General features: G+C 44.9%; 18 protein-coding genes. 2 read left to right on the top strand and 16 right to left on the bottom strand.

Features of this window, described 5'->3' with window-relative positions:
- Positions 1 to 48: 48 nt before the first annotated feature.
- From hemW to gpr, 4 genes are all read right to left on the bottom strand, one after another.
- Positions 49 to 1182, bottom strand: a complete 1134-nt coding sequence (gene hemW / locus ABWW58_RS02090; protein WP_353867610.1) for a radical SAM family heme chaperone HemW — start codon at positions 1180 to 1182, stop codon at positions 49 to 51.
- Positions 1172 to 2995: a translation elongation factor 4 gene (lepA, locus tag ABWW58_RS02085; RefSeq protein ID WP_353867609.1), complete on the bottom strand. Its 1824-nt coding sequence runs from the start codon at positions 2993 to 2995 to the stop codon at positions 1172 to 1174. The genes hemW and lepA overlap by 11 nt, the downstream gene beginning before the upstream one ends.
- A 205-nt stretch (positions 2996 to 3200) precedes the next feature.
- Positions 3201 to 3527 (bottom strand): hypothetical protein, encoded by a 327-nt coding sequence (locus tag ABWW58_RS02080; RefSeq protein ID WP_353867608.1) that lies wholly within the window; start codon positions 3525 to 3527, stop codon positions 3201 to 3203.
- Positions 3528 to 3606: 79 nt separating this feature from the next.
- Complete coding sequence (gene gpr / locus ABWW58_RS02075) at positions 3607 to 4686, bottom strand: GPR endopeptidase (protein WP_353867607.1); 1080 nt, start codon at positions 4684 to 4686, stop codon at positions 3607 to 3609.
- A gap of 275 nt (positions 4687 to 4961) precedes the next feature.
- Here gpr and rpsT point away from each other — a divergent pair, with 275 nt between their 5' ends.
- Positions 4962 to 5228, top strand: coding sequence for a 30S ribosomal protein S20 (gene rpsT / locus ABWW58_RS02070; protein WP_353867606.1), 267 nt, complete (start codon positions 4962 to 4964; stop codon positions 5226 to 5228).
- A 58-nt stretch (positions 5229 to 5286) separates the two neighbouring features.
- Here rpsT and holA read toward each other — a convergent pair whose 3' ends face one another.
- The 4 genes from holA to ABWW58_RS02050 all read right to left on the bottom strand — a co-directional run bounded on the left by holA (position 5287) and on the right by ABWW58_RS02050 (position 10527).
- A complete protein-coding gene (holA, locus tag ABWW58_RS02065; protein WP_353867605.1) occupies positions 5287 to 6315 on the bottom strand; it encodes a DNA polymerase III subunit delta in 1029 nt (342 codons plus the stop codon).
- Positions 6316 to 6942: 627 nt separating this feature from the next.
- The gene (locus ABWW58_RS02060; RefSeq protein ID WP_353867604.1) at positions 6943 to 9261 is read right to left on the bottom strand and encodes a DNA internalization-related competence protein ComEC/Rec2; all 2319 of its coding nucleotides are present in this window, start codon (positions 9259 to 9261) and stop codon (positions 6943 to 6945) included.
- 68 nt (positions 9262 to 9329) lie between these two features.
- Positions 9330 to 9797, bottom strand: coding sequence for a ComE operon protein 2 (locus ABWW58_RS02055; protein ID WP_353867603.1), 468 nt, complete (start codon positions 9795 to 9797; stop codon positions 9330 to 9332).
- Positions 9798 to 9882: 85 nt separating this feature from the next.
- Complete coding sequence (locus ABWW58_RS02050) at positions 9883 to 10527, bottom strand: helix-hairpin-helix domain-containing protein (RefSeq protein ID WP_353867602.1); 645 nt, start codon at positions 10525 to 10527, stop codon at positions 9883 to 9885.
- A 111-nt stretch (positions 10528 to 10638) separates the two neighbouring features.
- Here ABWW58_RS02050 and comER point away from each other — a divergent pair, with 111 nt between their 5' ends.
- Positions 10639 to 11469, top strand: coding sequence for a late competence protein ComER (comER, locus tag ABWW58_RS02045; protein ID WP_353867601.1), 831 nt, complete (start codon positions 10639 to 10641; stop codon positions 11467 to 11469).
- A 73-nt stretch (positions 11470 to 11542) separates the two neighbouring features.
- Here comER and ABWW58_RS02040 read toward each other — a convergent pair whose 3' ends face one another.
- From ABWW58_RS02040 to ABWW58_RS02005, 8 genes are all read right to left on the bottom strand, one after another.
- Entirely contained in the window at positions 11543 to 12553 is a 1011-nt protein-coding gene (locus ABWW58_RS02040) for a DMT family transporter (protein WP_445783404.1), read from the bottom strand.
- A 95-nt stretch (positions 12554 to 12648) separates the two neighbouring features.
- Entirely contained in the window at positions 12649 to 13002 is a 354-nt protein-coding gene (gene rsfS / locus ABWW58_RS02035; RefSeq protein ID WP_093669919.1) for a ribosome silencing factor, read from the bottom strand.
- 9 nt (positions 13003 to 13011) lie between these two features.
- A complete protein-coding gene (gene yqeK / locus ABWW58_RS02030; RefSeq protein WP_353867599.1) occupies positions 13012 to 13593 on the bottom strand; it encodes a bis(5'-nucleosyl)-tetraphosphatase (symmetrical) YqeK in 582 nt (193 codons plus the stop codon).
- Positions 13583 to 14167 (bottom strand): nicotinate-nucleotide adenylyltransferase, encoded by a 585-nt coding sequence (locus ABWW58_RS02025; protein ID WP_353867598.1) that lies wholly within the window; start codon positions 14165 to 14167, stop codon positions 13583 to 13585. Before ABWW58_RS02025 ends, yqeK begins: the two co-directional genes overlap by 11 nt.
- 8 nt (positions 14168 to 14175) lie before the next feature.
- Positions 14176 to 14472, bottom strand: coding sequence for a ribosome assembly RNA-binding protein YhbY (gene yhbY / locus ABWW58_RS02020; RefSeq protein WP_353867597.1), 297 nt, complete (start codon positions 14470 to 14472; stop codon positions 14176 to 14178).
- Between the two features lie 22 nt (positions 14473 to 14494).
- Positions 14495 to 15334: a shikimate dehydrogenase gene (gene aroE / locus ABWW58_RS02015; protein WP_353867596.1), complete on the bottom strand. Its 840-nt coding sequence runs from the start codon at positions 15332 to 15334 to the stop codon at positions 14495 to 14497.
- A gap of 6 nt (positions 15335 to 15340) precedes the next feature.
- Entirely contained in the window at positions 15341 to 16441 is a 1101-nt protein-coding gene (yqeH, locus tag ABWW58_RS02010) for a ribosome biogenesis GTPase YqeH (RefSeq protein ID WP_353867595.1), read from the bottom strand.
- A 3-nt stretch (positions 16442 to 16444) separates the two neighbouring features.
- Positions 16445 to 16990, bottom strand: coding sequence for a YqeG family HAD IIIA-type phosphatase (locus tag ABWW58_RS02005; RefSeq protein WP_353867594.1), 546 nt, complete (start codon positions 16988 to 16990; stop codon positions 16445 to 16447).
- Positions 16991 to 17471: the final 481 nt, after the last annotated feature.

The following is a 17471-nucleotide window of genomic DNA, read 5'->3' as shown; positions in this document are numbered from 1 at the left end:
TAAAATTTACCAACTTCATTCCTATTTGTCAAATGTTTTAGGCCATTCTTACGAAATTAAAAAGGCTTCAAATACATTATTCCCTAAAAAGATTCCTTTTTGAGTCATCGCAAGCCGCCCATCACGCTCAGTGAGCAGTTCTTGTTTCATTAATTGAGCAATTTGCTCACCGTAAACATGCTCGATTGATTCTCCAAATTTTTCTTTAAAATGCTTGATGCCGACGCCTTTCATCAGACGAAGGCCAAGAAACATTTCTTCCTCCATTTTTTCTGTGACGGTGACCGGATGTTCGGATACTCTCCCGTTACCCCGCTCTCGCACACGATCTATATACTTTTTCACCGGACCTGCATTAGCATATCTCATGCTGTTCCAATAGCCGTGCGCACCCGCACCAATGCCGTAGTATTCTTCATTACTCCAGTACATTGAATTATGGACGCCTTCATAACCCGGCTTTGCGAAATTGCTGATTTCATAGTGGTGAAGCCCATGTCTCTCCAACTCAAGAATGATCTGACCATACATATCAGCTTCGATATCTTCTCCAGGCAGTCTTAATTTTCCGCTCTTCATTCGATTGTAGAAAATCGTTTTCGGCTCCAGCTGAAGCGAATAAATGGAGATATGCGGCGTCCCCAAACTCAGCGCCTGTTCCAGCGACTCGTGAAGACTTGCCTCCGTCTGTCCCGGTAAAGCGAACATTAAATCAAGCGTCACATTATCAAAACCGCAGCTTTGCGCGAGTCGGACTGCGTTTGCCGCATCGTCCGCTTTATGTGCTCGTCCGATTTCTTTAAGCAGCCGATCATCAAAGGTTTGAACCCCGATGCTAAGCCTTGTTACACCGAATCGCTTCATGATGTCTAATTTTGCCTCATTTAAGCTCTCCGGATTGGCTTCAACCGTAAACTCTATGACGGATGGATTCAGTAAATAACGTTCAATAGCGGTGAAAAGTCGTTCAAATTGTGTTTCATTAAGCGCAGTCGGTGTCCCGCCGCCAATATAAATAGTTTGGGGACGCCCTTCTTTGCCGTAACCGCGCATCTCCAGGGCAAGCGCGTCTAAATAGTCGTCGACAGGCTGGTTCTTCATAAACACTTTGTTAAAGTCGCAATAATAACAGATGTGATCGCAAAAAGGGATATGGATGTATGCCCCGCGTTTAGTCGTCATGACTCATCCGGAAAACGGACATGAATGCCTCCTGCGGTACTTCGACACTGCCGACAGCCTTCATCCGTTTTTTTCCTTCTTTTTGTTTTTCAAGCAACTTACGTTTACGCGACACGTCACCGCCGTAACATTTAGCGAGCACGTTTTTCCGAAGCGCCTTAATTGTTGATCGAGAAATAATCTTTTGACCAATCGCCGCCTGAATCGGCACTTCAAATTGTTGCCGTGGAATCAGTTCTTTCAATTTCTCGACGATCCCTTTTCCACGATCATAGGCGAATTCTTGGTGAACAACGACCGAAAGTGCATCCACCTTTTCACCATTCAGCAAAATATCCATTTTCACCAAATCGCTCACACGATAGCCGTCCATCTCGTAATCGAGAGAGGCATAGCCTTTCGTGCTTGATTTAAGAATATCAAAAAAGTCATACATGATTTCCGACAGAGGCAAATCATAGATAACATTAGTCCGATTAGCGTCAAGATACTCCATCGTCTGAAATTCGCCGCGCTTCCTTTGGCAAAGCTCCATGATCGCACCAACATAATCATTAGGCGTCATGATCGTCGCCTTAACATAGGGTTCCTCTACCTCGGCGATGTATTTGCGGTCCGGCATCTCAGACGGATTACCCACGCGCACTTTCGACCCATCAGTCAAGCGGACACTGTAAATAACGCTTGGTGCGGTCGCGATCAGATCGATATTGAATTCACGCTCCAAACGCTCTTGAACAATATCCATATGCAGCAAACCGAGAAATCCGCATCGGAATCCAAAGCCAAGAGCCTCCGAAGTCTCCGGCTCATATTGAAGCGATGAGTCGTTCAGTTCAAGTCTGCCAAGCGCTTCCCGCAGATCATCATACCGAGCGGTGTCAATAGGATAGAGTCCGCAGTAAACCATCGGATTCATTTTTCGATATCCGGGCAGCGGTTTATCAGCGGGACGTTCTGCATGAGTTACCGTATCGCCGACCTGTGTGTCATGAACTGATTTTATCGATGCAGTAAGGAAACCGACATCCCCGACAGACAACTCATCGCGATTTTCAATTTTAGGTGTGGAAACGCCAACCTCCAACACCTCGAATGTTTTTCCATTTGCCATCATTTTAATTGTATCGCCGACGCGAACGGTACCTTCAACCACCCGAATATAAACGACGACACCTCGATACGCGTCATAAAGCGAATCAAAAATAAGCGCTTGAAGCGGCGCATCCGGATCGCCTGACGGTGCGGGAATTTTATCAATAATCTGTGCCAGAATTTCATCCGTTCCGATTCCGGTTTTCGCCGATGCCAGCACAGCCTCAGAGGTGTCAAGACCAATCACGTCTTCAATCTCTTGCTTGACGCGATCAGGATCGGCGTTCGGAAGGTCGATTTTATTAATAACCGGAACAATTTCCAAATCGTTCTCCAGGGCAAGGTAGACATTTGCCAAGGTCTGCGCCTCGACCCCTTGAGCGGCATCAACGACGAGCAGTGCTCCTTCACAGGCAGCCAGGCTCCGCGACACCTCATAAGAAAAATCGACATGCCCAGGTGTGTCGATCAAATGAAAAATATACGTTTTTCCATCCGGCGCTTTATAATTCAATTCCACCGCGTTCAGTTTTATCGTAATCCCGCGTTCACGTTCAAGATCCATCGCATCCAGCGTTTGTGCCTTCATCTCTCGTTGCGTGAGCGCTTGTGTTGCTTCCAAAATTCGATCGGCTAATGTTGATTTGCCGTGATCGATATGCGCGATGATAGAAAAATTACGGATTCGCGACTGACGTACGTCTTGCTTCTCTGACATAGTTGTTCCTCCTGCTCGCAAAAAACATCACTTAATCTCGATTATATCAATCGTCAAGTCACGTTTCAATGAGGAACCATGAAAGCATGTGTTTGTGAATGGACTGTAGTCACTTTTGGTGCATAATTTTTTAAAAAAATAATGGGGCAAGCAATTCGATCAAATAAAAAAACAGCCGGAATTCCAGCTGATTTGTATCACTGCCTTAAGCAAATAGTTGGATTAATCCATCCACAAACTCAGCAATGGCGCTGACACCCCATAAAAATAGGCGCTGCACTCTGTCCGAGAGTGAATAACCATGGCTCTTGGTACCACTATTTATCGGTGTATTTGTATTTAGCTCCTCTGAATCCATCGATGATTCAGGTTCACTTTTAGGAACCACAATTTTTTGTTCATGAAAAACTGTGCGTGTCGTTTCATTGCTGAGCTGCGGCTGATGCGCATCGCGAACCGTAACCGCCCCGTAAAGCGCGCACAGGAGAAGTACAAATAGTACCACGAAACATTCAATGACGATACGTTTCATCTCCCACCGCTCCCTTTCATTTCAAGGCTTGTCCCTTGTTCGTAGTTTCATTTTATGCGCGCAAACGACTATTCATGACTTAATGTGTAAAATGACCAACATTCCCTTGGTCGATCTGATGATGCAGTGCTGCGTTTAAGCCTTCAGCGATGACATTGCCCATTTTTTCAATGAAAAAGTCAACTTCTTTTGGTGTGACCATAAGCTGAGTGCCGCTCGCTCCAAGCGCCTCTTGAATTAATTGCGCCTTTTCGACCTCGGTCAACGTACCGACCATACCGAGAAATGCTGCGCGATCCTCCTTGCTAGGCAAATTTAGTTTTTTGTAGTCCACCTTTTCCCCAAATGACATCCATGACGGAGCAAGTGATTTGGATGGTCTTGTATCTTTCATTTCCCGCTCCAGATGGCGCAGCAGCAAGTCAAGCGAATCACTCGTAATCGTTACCGCGTCAACAACTGTTGGCACGCCAATCGCAATGACTGGAATTCCCAATGTTTGCTTGCTCAATTCTTTCCGATTGTTTCCAATTCCCGATCCCGGATGAATACCGCTGTCGGCAACCTGAATCGTTGTATTTACACGATCAATCGCGCGTGCCGCCAGCGCGTCAATGGCAATAAGAAAATCCGGTTTCGTCTTCTCGATCACGCCAAGAATGATATCACTCGTCTCAATACCTGTGACCCCCATAACTCCTGGTGTTATGGCGCTGACCGGACGATAACCCGGCTGCACATTCTCCGGTTGAAGGTCAAACATATGCTTTGTCACAAGTACATTCTCTACCACACTCGGCCCAAGCGCATCCGGCGTCACTTTTAAGTTTCCCAACCCGACAACAAGACAACTCGCGTCATCTGCAATATCCAACTGTTTGAGAAATCGGGAGAAATAATGAGCAAACACCTTTTCTGTTTTTCCTTCGATTTCAGTGTTACCGGTACGCAGCTCCTTCGCTTCAAAGGTAAGATATGCTCCTGGCTTCTTGTTCATCGATTCGGCTGCTTGCTGATCGATAGTCATTGATGTCACTTTAATGCCGGATTCCATTTTCTCCTCAATATGAACACCCTGAATTGTCGGCTGACTTTCATTCGCCTCAATTGCCAGGTCTGTTCGCACCGCATATTGCTTTAAATCCAGATCTCTATTCATGCAAAGTCCTCCTCGTTAATTGACCTTCTTCACTAAGAACGGAATTTCCGCACGCCCATAGCAGCTTCATATCTGTTAAAAGGATGTTCATTTACGCTTTTTTCATTCATTCATTGCAAAAGACGGGAGCCTTTGATACAATACAGTTTGTCAGAATGAATCTCTGCTCATAGGAATAGAGGCCTTTTCGGTCTATCGTTTATTTATATAAGAACGTTTTTATTTCGGCGGAGTTAGTATGATGACCGGGAATTCATGATTTGGAGGTGAATCGAATGCCAAATATTAAATCAGCAATTAAACGTGTGAAAACGAGCGAAGCGAACCGTCAGCACAATGTGCAATACAGGTCCGCAATGCGCACAGCGATTAAATCATTCAACGTAAAGGTTGAAGAAAAAGATGTTGAAGGCGCAAAGGATGCTTTTCTTGCTGCTACGAAGAAGGTCGACAAAGCAGTAACTAAAGGATTAATCCATAAAAATAAAGCAGCTCACGAAAAATCAAGGCTGTCCAAGAAAATGAATAGTTTGAACGCTTAATTATGAAAAATGGCTCGCTTCTCAAAGCGGGCCTCTTTTTTTGCATTTTTTCTTATAGTCAAGCCGCTTTTCCGGATATCTGAACGATCAAAAGCTCCAGTGCAAGTACCTTGTCCGCTTGTCCGGTCTTGATCTGATAGTCCGTTTGCGCACATTTCTCCAACGCATTTTGCAACAAAGCAGCACTGAATAAGCGCGTCTGCTCAAGTGCCAACTTAACCGCATAGGGGTGAACACCGATTTTGCCCGCAATGCTGCTTTGTGTGTAGCCTTCCTTCTGATAGTATCCGGCTTGATACACGATCCGGAATTGACGTTCCAAAAGTGCAAGCAGCTTCAGGGGTTCTTCTTTCATTCGAACAAGTTCATGAAGCAATTGCAATGCCTGCGCCGTTTTTCTGTGCATTACATGATTCACAAGCAAAAAAACATTAGTCTCAAGCGATTTTGAACCGATCTCTTCAACCACCCGCGCGTCAATCGCGCGATCCGTATCACAATACAGAGCACATTTTCCAACCTCATTGGCAAGTTGACCAAGATGAGGACCAATTGCTGCCAGCAGCTGTTCATGGCCTTCCTTCGTGTATCGCGTGCCATATTGGGCGGCAACGTTCTCAAGAATAGTGAAAAGCGTCGTGTCCGAAAGGTGTGATAATTCATAGACAGCGGCCGATTTTTCAAGCTTTTTGACAATTTTCTTACGTCGATCAAGCTTTTCGTAAGGAGCATTTATAATGAGCACAGCACTCTCTGCCGGATGTTCCATGTATTGTTCCAATCGGTCAATTTTTTGCTCAATTTTCGTCTTCGTTCGTTCAGCTGTCAAAAAGTAAGCATTTTCTATAATGACAACTTTCTTATCACCGAAAAACGGAATCGTTTCCGCATCTTCAATCGCATGCTCAAGCGGAAGTTCTGTCATATCATATCTGGATAAATTAAAATCACGTTCTTCATCGTTTAACGCTTCACTCGTAATGTTTTTTTTCATCAATTGGATGAGAAAATCCTGCGTGCCGAAGAGCAGATAGATGGGCGCAAGCGGTTTACTTATCGATAAGTTTGCTGACTTAGGTACTGCCATTGGTAGTGTTCATCCTTTACCTTGAATTCTTCAAAGCGCCTTACGCGCTCCTTACCTATACCTACTTTACCGTCCCGCCGCCCTGATGACAAGATGCCCAGCCGCATTTCCGATCTTATCGGTCACTCTGGATGCGGTTTTGAAATCTTTTGAGCCTTGATTAAGTAACGTGGCCGGAATAAATTAAGCGGAGATTTTCCGGTTATTTGCATCCTGGCGCTTGGTTCACAGGCATATAAGGGTAATTTTTCCGCTTATGCACAGAAAAGCCCTCCAATTTCACGTTTTTCGATTCGATAAGCGGAATTTCTCCGTCTATTTAAGCAATTTTTTCATTCATTTTCTAATTAAGCGGAATTTTTCCGTTTATTTCTCAGATTGGGCGCTAACCTGCTCACCCAATCGGGTCTTATGACCTTTTCGTCGTACCGGCAAGGCAAAACGATAAATGTTCTTATCTTGAAAAAAAGAAAGCGGCTTATCGCCGCTTCCTGTTATATATGAACGCCGACCAACGAAACCTAGGACATCGCTGGTCAAACGATATACATTACTCTCTCTATGTTATCCTATGACTTAAAAAAGTATGGGTGACAATGTTATTTTGCGTTTTATAAATGATGGAAATTATGGGTGATAAAGGTGCTCAAAACCGATAACCCGCTCATTGTCAAACTTAAATTGGATCGCCCCCAATTGGTCGGTGCGCAAGCTGCTTATTTGATGCGCGTCAAGCAATTGGACAACCTCCGGATGCGGATGGCCATAACGATTTCCTTTTCCGCAAGAAATAATCCCGATTGCGGGTTGAAGCTGATTCAGCCATTCTTCCGATGTGGACGTACGGCTGCCATGATGGCCAAGCTTGAGAACGTCGGCGGTTGTTCCCGGATAGCGTTCGAGCAGCTTTTTTTCACCATCTTGGCTCAAATCACCGGTAAACAGCCACTGTTTGCCGCCTAATTCCGTATGCAGCACGACGGAGTTATCATTGCTCTCCTTTGACCTCGCAGCCGGTGCAAGCACATGAAACTCTGCCTTTCCGAGTTTCAGCGTCATCCCCGAATGAATACGTTTCACCACAGTTCCGTCACGTACCATTTTTCTGAAAAGCGCTCGATCATTTGCATCCGGATCATGATACGGACTCACGAGCAGCTGATTAATCCGCACTTTACCTACGATCCCTTTAACCCCACCGACGTGATCGTAATCTCGATGCGTCAGTACAAGAGCGTCGAGATAATTAATACGCAAAGCCGACAATTCGTGAAGCACCACATCTCTCCCGACTTCAAATGGTTTTTTCCGTTCCCTCCATTTTTCTCGTCCAAACGAAATCGTCCCTCCGGTGTCAATCAGTACCGCGCCTTGTTTATTAGGAAGCTGAATCAAGATGCTGTCACCTTGACCGACGTTCAGAAACGTCACCGTACCGCGATCATCGAGAAGATCAGCAAGCGACACACTCATAAAAATCAAACCAAAGGGAACCAGCAAGACCAAAATCGCTTTTCTATTCCGGAAGTGTTCCCAGAAAAGCAACGAAGCGACAATAAAAAAGATGGAAAGACTTGTTTGCCATCCGGTTAAGGCTCCATAATTCAGTTGAAACGGCGGATGCTGCGCAAGGTAGAGCAGAATACGATGAGGAACAGATAATAAACTATCCAGAACGTAAGAGAATAAACCGGAAAGCCCTATAAATGCCAAGCTGCAGAAATACGCAGCAGAGCACAATGGAAAAATAACGAAAGTGATAAATGGAGCGAAGAAAACACTAAGGATAATACCTGCAAGTGAAAGCTGATAGAAGCTTGAGACAATGATGGGGAATGTTGCAAGTTCACAAATCACAGAGAAGATGATCATTCGCATAACCGGAGATCGATAGGATTTGATCACTGTTGGACCGGCAATAAGGACCGCAAAGGTTACAACGAATGAGAGCTGAAAGCCCAAATCAAACACAACATTCGGGTCATAAACGACCATCAGCAGACAAGCGATACTTATTGGATCTGAAACCAGAATGTTCCGCTTCTTCATCAATGTAAAAATAAGCACACAACTGGCTGTAATTCCGGAACGCACGATGGACGGCTCAGCACCGGTAAGTACGACATAGGCTGGAATCAATGCAAGTAACAGAAGCGATGCGTGTTCCCGAGCCATCCCAACGCGCCTGAGCAGATAGAACAAAGTACCGAACACAACGGCGACATGCATGCCGGAAACAACGAGCAGATGTACCAAACCGAACATCCTGTATGCTGACATAAGCCCTTCTTCCATTTGATCATCCGACCCAAACAGCAAAGCATTCATCATTTCCGAAGAAGAAGGCGTGAAGTTTTCGGAAATAAACGTAATTTGACTTTGTCGAATGCGGCGAAGCAGATCGGCAAGTGTCAGTGAAGACTCGGAATAGGCAGGTAATTGGCTGGTCTTCAGCTGCCAATAAATATGATGTCGTTCTAAATACAAGCGCTGATTAAAAGCATGAAAATTACCAGGCAGCTCCGGTTTCTCAAGCTTCCCGATCACGCGGCAAACCATGCCGGTTTTCAGTTCACGAATTAACGTATTCTTCTGATTTTCCGTTTGCATATGCAAATCAACTTGCACCAGTTCGCCCTGTTCAGTCTTCATTCGAAAGCGAAGCAGATCGCCGTCAAAATGAGGAAGATCGGCAATCCGACCGCTTAATGTTTGTTCTTTTCCGGATAAGATTGATTCATTTTCTTGAAAAAACGTGAGATCAATTTTTATGGCCAGAAAAACAAGAAAAAGAATTGCAAGCAGCCGAAATTTGCGTTTCGATACAAGGAATAGCCCGTAAGCGACAAGCAGCACGAGCGGAACAAACGAATCACCGTCTAAAAGGGCCCAAGCTGACAAGCAGCTGCAAAAGGCGACTAGGTGCCACTTACCGGCAAAAGGCATATTGAGCCGTTCTGAAGAGGATTAGTTGATAATCAATACGATCGTTCACATGAAAACCCCTCCTTCATTTAGTTTCTTGTTCTCCCCGCGAGCTTTATTTCAATCAGATCATCAAATGGAACCTTTTTTACAGTCACATGTGCTGCTTTGTAGAGCTCACTTGCGTACGGGTGATTTTTGTAATCCTTAGCAAAATAGACACCTTTGATCCCGGCTTGAATGATTGCCTTACAGCACTGCAAACATGGATAATGAGTGACGTAAATTTCCGCACCTTCTGTCGGCTCTCCGAACTTTGCGCATTGGAGAATCGCGTTCATCTCCGCATGAATGGTGCGCACGCAATGTCCGTCGATCATATAGCAGCCTTCATCCGTACAATGTGGTCCGCCGGCGATTGAGCCATTGTACCCGCCGGCAATAATGCGCTTCTCGCGGACGATGGTTGCGCCGACAACCAGCCTTGTACATGTGCTTCGAGACGCGAGCAGATGACTCTGCGCCATAAAATATTGATCCCAAGATAGTCTTTCCATGATAGAACAGCCTCCCGATTTAGCAACCTGTCCCTATTGTATCAGAATCCGCCTCTTATTTTCATTTCTATTATCAGTTGTACGCTTACTGGAGCGACATATTTGGTTTCATCTTCTCCAAAGACTTCTCACCAATTCCTGAAACATCTGTCAACTCATCCAGGCTGTTGAACGGTCCATGTTCATCTCGATACTGAATAATCGCTTTCGCTTTTGCGGGACCGATTCCGGGCAGATTCTGCATCGCCTGTTCATCCGCCGTGTTTACATTCACCATCTCTGTGCTCCCCTGCTGCCCAGACACCACTCCCGGTGCCCCGCCGGCAGACACCTGCATCTCTTCACCTTTCTCCGGCACATAAATTACCATCTCATCGGCCAGTTTCTGGGCCAGATTGATTTTGTCGCGATCTGCTTTTTTGCTGAACCCGCCAGCCTGCTTAATACCGTCAATGACGCGATCAGATGCTTGCGCATGGTAAATACCCGGATTTCGCACCGCGCCCTTTACGTCGATAATTAACTCTGACGGTAAACTAATTTGCTTGCTTAGGGATTTTTCGGATGTACCGTTACTTTTCTGTTGCGTCGAAAAGAGCTGATCGGTTTTCTGTACTTCCGCTGATCGCTTGAGATTGTTCTGATGCTGATAAAGCAGCCAAAAAACGAGGAGAACCGCGACTATTCCGACAATCACCCATACTCTATATTTGATCAAACGTTCTCTCAAACCATCACCTCCTTTTGTTTGGTGAATGAAGTCATGTATTGCCAGACATAATCCATGAGTTTGTGACATAGGTTCAAAAAGGATACTGAAGCGAGATTGAGGTGGAAAATCATGAGGATCGGTGTGATTGGGACCGGAAATATGGGCGCGCTGCTTGTCGACGCATTGGTGAAAAGCAAGGCAGTAAAGCCACGGTTTATTTCTGTAATGAACAGAACAAAGAAAAAAGCATTGGACCTGGCGAAGAAGCATCACCGGTTGTCTGTTTATGAATCGCCGGTTGATATCCTCCGGCACGCAGATATTGTCTTTCTTTGCGTCAAACCCGGCCAATTCTACTCCTTGCTCCAATCGCTACGCGGCGCATGGCATCCCGGACAGCTTGCGATCTCCATTACAAGCCCAATTTCCGTGAGTCAGCTCGAGCAGCTGATTCCTTGCCAGGTCGCACGGGTGATTCCGAGCATCGTTAACCAAGGCCTTTCAGGCAGCACGCTCGTCACATTTGGAACAAGTATGACCGATATTCAGAAAAGCAAACTATGGGCGATTCTCTCCCAGTTTTCTCATCCGATTGAAATTGATGAGGAAAACATTCGCGTGGCTTCAGACCTCTCCAGCTGCGGCCCCGCATTTATCTCTTTTCTGCTTAGAAAAATGATTGACGGCGCGGTGAATACAACATCGCTCTCAAAAAAACAAGCGACACAGTTAACAACTGAGATGGTCGAGGGCTTGGGCAAGCTGTTTGCGGAGCAGATTTACACGCTCGAAGAATTGCAAAAGAAAGTAACAGTCAAGGGCGGTGTAACAGGGGTTGGTTTAGATATCTTGGAACAGGGATATAACGAAGACTTTGAAAATCTCTTCTCGGCGACACAGCAAAAATTTGCCGAAGATCGACAGGCAGTGAACGCTGCCTTTAATCAAGAAGAAGTCTAAAATGGGATCTTTTATTATTTCGACAAATCAATGTGAATCCCTTCTAATCAAATAAAAAAAATGACCCGAACGATTATTCCTTAGTGGAAACATCAGTCAGGATCATTTCTTTTTTATTGCCACATAACTCGGTAGTTGTCGATGGGCCTGCACCATGTGATCGGAAGCTGTGTAGAATCATGCCTGCCATGATGATCAGCATGCCTGTCCAAGAAAGAAGCGAAGGTAACGGAGTGGACAAAAGGACAAGTTCCCATAACACTGTAAATAAGACTTCCATTGATTGCGTCGCTTCAACGGTCGCCAACTTCTGCATATTGCCCCTCACTTGGTCTGTCGCCGAAAAGAACAGAATGGTCGCAATAACCCCGGAGCTAATCGCAACAATAAACGACTGAACCACCTGAGTTCGGCTGGGCATTCCCGCTGTAAAAATGCCGAATACCGCAAGCACAAGCCAAAAAGGCATACTCGCCAGTGTCATTCCGAACACACGCTGATATGTATCTAAACGATCGCCGCATACGTCCATCATTTTTCTATTGCCGAGCGGATAAGCAAAAGCCGCAAACACAACCGGAGCAACCGCCAATAGTGCATAGCTAAGAGAAAGACTACTTGCCTGCTCCACCTGAAGGAGTGCAATGCCAATCAAGATGATCAATGAGAACATAAGACCTTTTACGGGAATACGGCCTCTTATCCGCACAACGCCATTTACAGTGTGCGTTGTCTCATAAAAGAGCGGTGACAGTAATGAACCGGCAATAATTGTGAACTGCCATGTACCCGCGATCAGCCAACCAGGCGCGAAACTAGCTGAATAACAGAGCGGCGCATAGAATAATCCGAAACCGACAGAGCTCCATAACACCCAGCGCGGCCAATTGGACCTCATCTCACGCAATAGATGCAGAAAATTTCCACGCATAATAACAATTAAAGCAAGGAAAGGCAGCATAAAAAAATAACGCAATGTGCCGCTCCAGACCCAACTGCCGCCGGATAATTCCATTGAATGATTAAAGATAAAAGCCGCAGCAAAGAAAAACGCTGCTAACACACCGAGCATTATCGCTTTCAAGTCTACACCTCCGCGTTTACACGTAACATCCAATCTCTTCATAATTAAGTAAAAAAATGTGGAGAATGAACAGTCATCTCCACAAATTACGCGCTTTACATAGGTTTTTTTTCTAATGTATATAATGGGGCGTCTCCCCATAACTTTTCCAATTGATAATAATCACGTTCATCCTTATGAAAGACATGGGCAACGACATCCCCAAAATCAATCAGAACCCAGCGTGCCTGATCATATCCTTCCATTCGATGAATCGTCAGCCCTTTCTCCTCCGCTGCTTTCCGGAGCGCCATAGAGATAGCCTGTACTTGTTTTCCCGAATCACCATGGCAAATGATAAAGTAATCGGCAATAATTGAAATACCTTGCATTTTTAGCATGACAAGATCTTGAGCTTTTTTGTCGTCTGCGGTCTCCGCAAGATATTTGACCCATTCTTCGCTGTTCATTCAGTCACCTCATCGATTTTCTTGTTTTTTTTGTTCTCGTACAAGATCATTATATGCTTCAAACGTCTTTGGATAGACGCTTTGTTGTTTGGAGAGAAGATGCGTGATTGTCTTCTGTAATTCCAGCAACACAGCCGTATCCAAATTCCGCTCAGCTGCTTCTCTGACTTCATCAACTCCAGGAAAATCACGGCTTGGCTCTATATAATCGGCCAGAAAAATTATTTTTTCAAGAAGAGCCATTTGTTTGCGTCCGGTTGTATGATAAATCATTGGATTTAGAATGTCCAAATCAGTGATACCATACGTTTCTTCAACATAAATCGCCCCGGCAGGAGCATGCCACAATTTATCTGAATACTCTAGGCAGTCACTCCACGTCCCTGGTTTGCTCAAAATCATTGCCTTTAATTCATCATCTGAGAAATATTTGACAATATCATGCAGCATTCCGGCGAGCCTGGCCTTTCTTTCATCTGCGCCATATTTTTCCGCAAGTTTTCCCGCTGTTTCCGAAACACCAACAGAATGTACATACCGTTTTTCAGGCAGAATGGCCTTAATTGCTCGCTGTGCTTCATCAATCTTCATAAAGCCCTCGCTCCTTTATGTAGTTTATGACTGCGTCATTCAAAAAGTAACGGCATGACCGCCCCTGTCTCAATCTCCTACGCAAAAAGCTCGAGGATAAATCCACCTTTGGCATGTCAATGTAGCGCACATCGGCGAAGTCGGGATGCGTCTCCGGGTAGCCCGGCCGTTTGAATGCGATGAATGATGTCAATTTGCTTAACTCAGCCACCTGATGCCATGTTGGGAGATCATCAACCATGTCCGCGCCGAGAATGAAGTGAAAATGATAATTCGGGTATTTTTCAGTCAACTCGCGAAAAGTATCCACTGTATAGGACTTGCCCTTACGCTCAATTTCTGCTCGGCAAACAGCAAATCGTTCATTCTCTTTAATCGCCAGATACACCATATCCGCGCGTTGTTCGGCGCTTGCGCGAGCCGTTTTCCCTTGGACGTGCGGCGGTTGGTAGCTCGGCAAGAACCAAACTTGATCAAGTTCACACGCTTCAAGAGCCTCCTCTGCAATCAGCAGATGCATCAGATGCGGCGGATCAAACGTGCCTCCGAAAATACCAATTCTCTTATTTATCATGGGGATGCCTACTTCTTCGGAATTTCAATCCGCATATGCTCTTTAGAACGTCTATATAAAACAGCGGTATGACCGATCACCTGAATAAGCTCCGAACCTGTGCGTTCACTAATTTCCGTGCTTGCATCAAACGGATCTTCGAATGTATTTTGTAAAAACTGCACCTTGATTAGCTCACGTTTCTCGAGCACATGATCAATCTCATTAATAAATTGATCATGTACACCGGTTTTGCCAACTTGAAAAACCGGCTTGAGCGGGTGTGCCAATTTTTTTAAATATTTCTTTTGATTATTGCTCAGCATACGTTCTTTAACTCCTCCATAATTAACTCATCAAATACATTTTAATAAGGTGGTTCTCCATTTTTACAGTTTCAGGAAATACTCCCGTCCATTTCTGAAAAGCGAGCGCCCCCTGATAAACCAGCATCGATAGACCATTCATTACAGGATGACTGAGCCGCTCGGCTTCTCGCAGAAACGCAGTTCTTCTTGGACTATAGATCAAATCCGCAAAGAGGGTTCCGGGAAGCGCCCTATTTAAATGAATAACCAAATGATCTGCATCTGGATTTAAACCAATTGATGTTGTATTAATGACAACCTGATACCGATCCAATTGCTGTTCGGCCTGATCGAGCTTTAACGCATCAGAATTGCTGTACTCACCGCAAGCCGCACTCAACGCCACCGCTTTTGAACAAGTCCGGTTGCAAATATCGACGCGCGCCCCTATCGATCGTGCTAACGTCAACGCTACAGATCGCGCGGCTCCACCTGCTCCAATCACTAGAATGGATGGCCTTTTATTAATGAAACTGGGAAAATTCCTTTGTAACCCCTTAAGAAAACCAATACCATCCGTATTGTACCCAATCAGTCTGCCACCTGTTTGAACAACAGTATTTACAGCTCCAACCACTTCAGCAGCCTCATCGACTTCATCAAGTAATGACAAAATAGCTGTTTTGTGTGGAAAAGTGACATTAAATCCCTTTACCCCTGCTTCTTTTATACGCGACACTGCTTGGACAAGGTCGCGCTTTTCCACTGGATAAAGCCGGTAGTCACCCGAAATACCATATTCTTCAAACCAAAAATTATGCATGGCCGGTGACAGACTGTGCGCAATTGGCGCGCCTATAAGACCATACTTATCGTCCATTTGTCGTTACCCCTTTATAATCGATGAACGCAAAGAAACACCTATTCCTTTCGGTGCATAAGCAGAAACCCTGGCCCCTTTTCCTTTGATAGTGATCCAACCCAGCCCGGAAAAAACAACATCCGAATCCGTTTCATCGGTGCGAAAATCATAACGCACCATTTCCGGAAGGCTCGTCCCCTCACTTGGCGGAGCAAGCAGCCGGCCAAGCTGCCTTTCATACAAATCATCTGCCTGTTCCATCTTTGTGCGATGAATAAGCAATGAGCCCGCCGCATACACGATCAAAGATCTCTTTGCAGGTCCGATATAATCAATTCGCGCAAGCCCGCCAAGAAATAACGTTTGGTTTTCGTTGAGCTGAAAAACCTTCGGCTTAACTTCTTTTCCAGGCATAATCTTTTTGTAATCACGCGTTTCCACAAAGTGTGCCACCTGATGATCATTAACAACCCCGGGCGTATCATAAAGATTGCGATCATCATCCAGCGGAATCGCAATGAAATCCAAGGTCGTTCCAGGAAATTTTGATGTCGTAATAACTGAATTTCCGGAGCCAAGCTGCTGAATCAGATGATTAATAAAGGTCGACTTTCCCACATTTGTCGTGCCCACAACGTAGACATCGCGGCCTTTGCGATAGTAATCAATACACGATGCCACCTCATCAAGCCCGTGATTTTTTGCTGCACTCATTAATACAACATCCACCGGTTTTAACCCTTGCTCATGCGCAGAACGATGCATCCAGCTGATCAATTTGTTCGGATTCGTCGATTTTGGAAACAGATCCTGTTTGTTTCCAACAAGAAGTACCGGATTATTACCGACAAACCGCTGCAGACCAGGAACCCAGCTTCCGGCAATATCGAACAGATCAACCAAATAAACGACCAAAGCATCCTTCTCGGAGATCCGAGAAAGCATGTTTAGAAAATCATCTCCGGTCAGTGAAACATCTTGAATTTCATTATAGTGTGCTAAACGAAAACAGCGCTGGCAAACCACAGGTTCATGCTGCAGCGCGCTTGTCGGGGCATAACCAAGCGCATTTGGATCGTTGGTCTGAATCTTTACGCCGCAACCGGCGCAATAAAGTTCATCCATGCATTATTCCTCCCATTTCAGCCATCCTTTGCGCCTCATCTGAGAAAGGATAAACCGTTCCAAATGACGGTTAACTTTGGTCGCCCAACCGTCAGTAGAGGCAATAGGTGTTACTAAAATTGTGTGAGCACCGACTTGATTGGCTCCCCACACATCAGTCAGCAATTGATCGCCGACGACCACCATTTCGTCTTTTCTCACCTTCATGATTCGCATCGCACGTTTAAAGGCAAAAGGCAGCGGTTTTCGCGCTCGATAGATGTAGGAAACACCGGCAGAATGCGAAAACAGCTTGACCCTTTTCTCACTATTGTTCGACAGAACCATAACCGAGATTCCCGCCTCTTCCAGAGAAGAGAACCAGCCGATCAGTTCCGGTGTTATCTCCTTTGCATTCCAGGCGATAAGTGTATTGTCCAGATCTGTGACCAGCGCTTTTATTCCTCGCTGCTTCAGTTTATCCGGTTGAATATCTAGAATACTTTCTACATGTTCCTCAGGTAAAAATTTTCTCAACACTGAATTCTCCACCTCATATTCTTTTCTCATTTTCCCACATGTTGACGATTTTACCAAGTCCTAAATCATTTTTATCAGACAACGATTCAAAAAAATCTATTGACCCCGTGTAAAAAACATAAACCGACTATTCTATGTGCGACATTGACCATCCAGTTCCTAAATATTTCGACAAAAGTTGACAGCATAATTTTTGTGGATAAATTTGTCCACATCACCATCCAATAGACTTCACTATTTTCGTCAAGTTACCCACATAAAGCGCACAGTTTATCCACCTCCATTGTGGATAAATATCGAATTGTTCCGAAACACGGAACATGGTAAAGTGTATTTATGCAATTTAATTTGTAGATTTGATCACAATAACAACATGGAAACGGTTGACAATTGTACTGAATAAACAACTCGTTAATCATCAAGCAAATTCTAAGATCTCCTATTGATTGCACCACTTTTTCAATATATATCTATGATTTGTGCAAAGATACGTAGTGATTATTAATTCTAT

This window comes from Sporolactobacillus caesalpiniae (assembly GCF_040513385.1).
GTDB lineage: Bacteria > Bacillota > Bacilli > Bacillales > Sporolactobacillaceae > Sporolactobacillus.
This window is presented reverse-complemented; position numbering and strand designations above follow the sequence as displayed.

Bases quoted from the DNA above. Each gene is read 5' to 3' on its own strand.
- hemW (WP_353867610.1), bottom strand. From the start codon at position 1,182: ATGACGACTAAACGCGGGGCATACATCCATATCCCTTTTTGCGATCAC.
- lepA (WP_353867609.1), bottom strand. From the start codon at position 2,995: ATGTCAGAGAAGCAAGACGTACGTCAGTCGCGAATCCGTAATTTTTCT.
- ABWW58_RS02080 (WP_353867608.1), bottom strand. From the start codon at position 3,527: ATGAAACGTATCGTCATTGAATGTTTCGTGGTACTATTTGTACTTCTC.
- gpr (WP_353867607.1), bottom strand. From the start codon at position 4,686: ATGAATAGAGATCTGGATTTAAAGCAATATGCGGTGCGAACAGACCTG.
- rpsT (WP_353867606.1), top strand. From the start codon at position 4,962: ATGCCAAATATTAAATCAGCAATTAAACGTGTGAAAACGAGCGAAGCG.
- holA (WP_353867605.1), bottom strand. From the start codon at position 6,315: ATGGCAGTACCTAAGTCAGCAAACTTATCGATAAGTAAACCGCTTGCG.
- ABWW58_RS02060 (WP_353867604.1), bottom strand. From the start codon at position 9,261: ATGCCTTTTGCCGGTAAGTGGCACCTAGTCGCCTTTTGCAGCTGCTTG.
- ABWW58_RS02055 (WP_353867603.1), bottom strand. From the start codon at position 9,797: ATGGAAAGACTATCTTGGGATCAATATTTTATGGCGCAGAGTCATCTG.
- comER (WP_353867601.1), top strand. From the start codon at position 10,639: ATGAGGATCGGTGTGATTGGGACCGGAAATATGGGCGCGCTGCTTGTC.
- rsfS (WP_093669919.1), bottom strand. From the start codon at position 13,002: ATGAACAGCGAAGAATGGGTCAAATATCTTGCGGAGACCGCAGACGAC.
- yqeK (WP_353867599.1), bottom strand. From the start codon at position 13,593: ATGAAGATTGATGAAGCACAGCGAGCAATTAAGGCCATTCTGCCTGAA.
- ABWW58_RS02025 (WP_353867598.1), bottom strand. From the start codon at position 14,167: ATGATAAATAAGAGAATTGGTATTTTCGGAGGCACGTTTGATCCGCCG.
- yhbY (WP_353867597.1), bottom strand. From the start codon at position 14,472: ATGCTGAGCAATAATCAAAAGAAATATTTAAAAAAATTGGCACACCCG.
- aroE (WP_353867596.1), bottom strand. From the start codon at position 15,334: ATGGACGATAAGTATGGTCTTATAGGCGCGCCAATTGCGCACAGTCTG.
- yqeH (WP_353867595.1), bottom strand. From the start codon at position 16,441: ATGGATGAACTTTATTGCGCCGGTTGCGGCGTAAAGATTCAGACCAAC.
- ABWW58_RS02005 (WP_353867594.1), bottom strand. From the start codon at position 16,990: ATGAGAAAAGAATATGAGGTGGAGAATTCAGTGTTGAGAAAATTTTTA.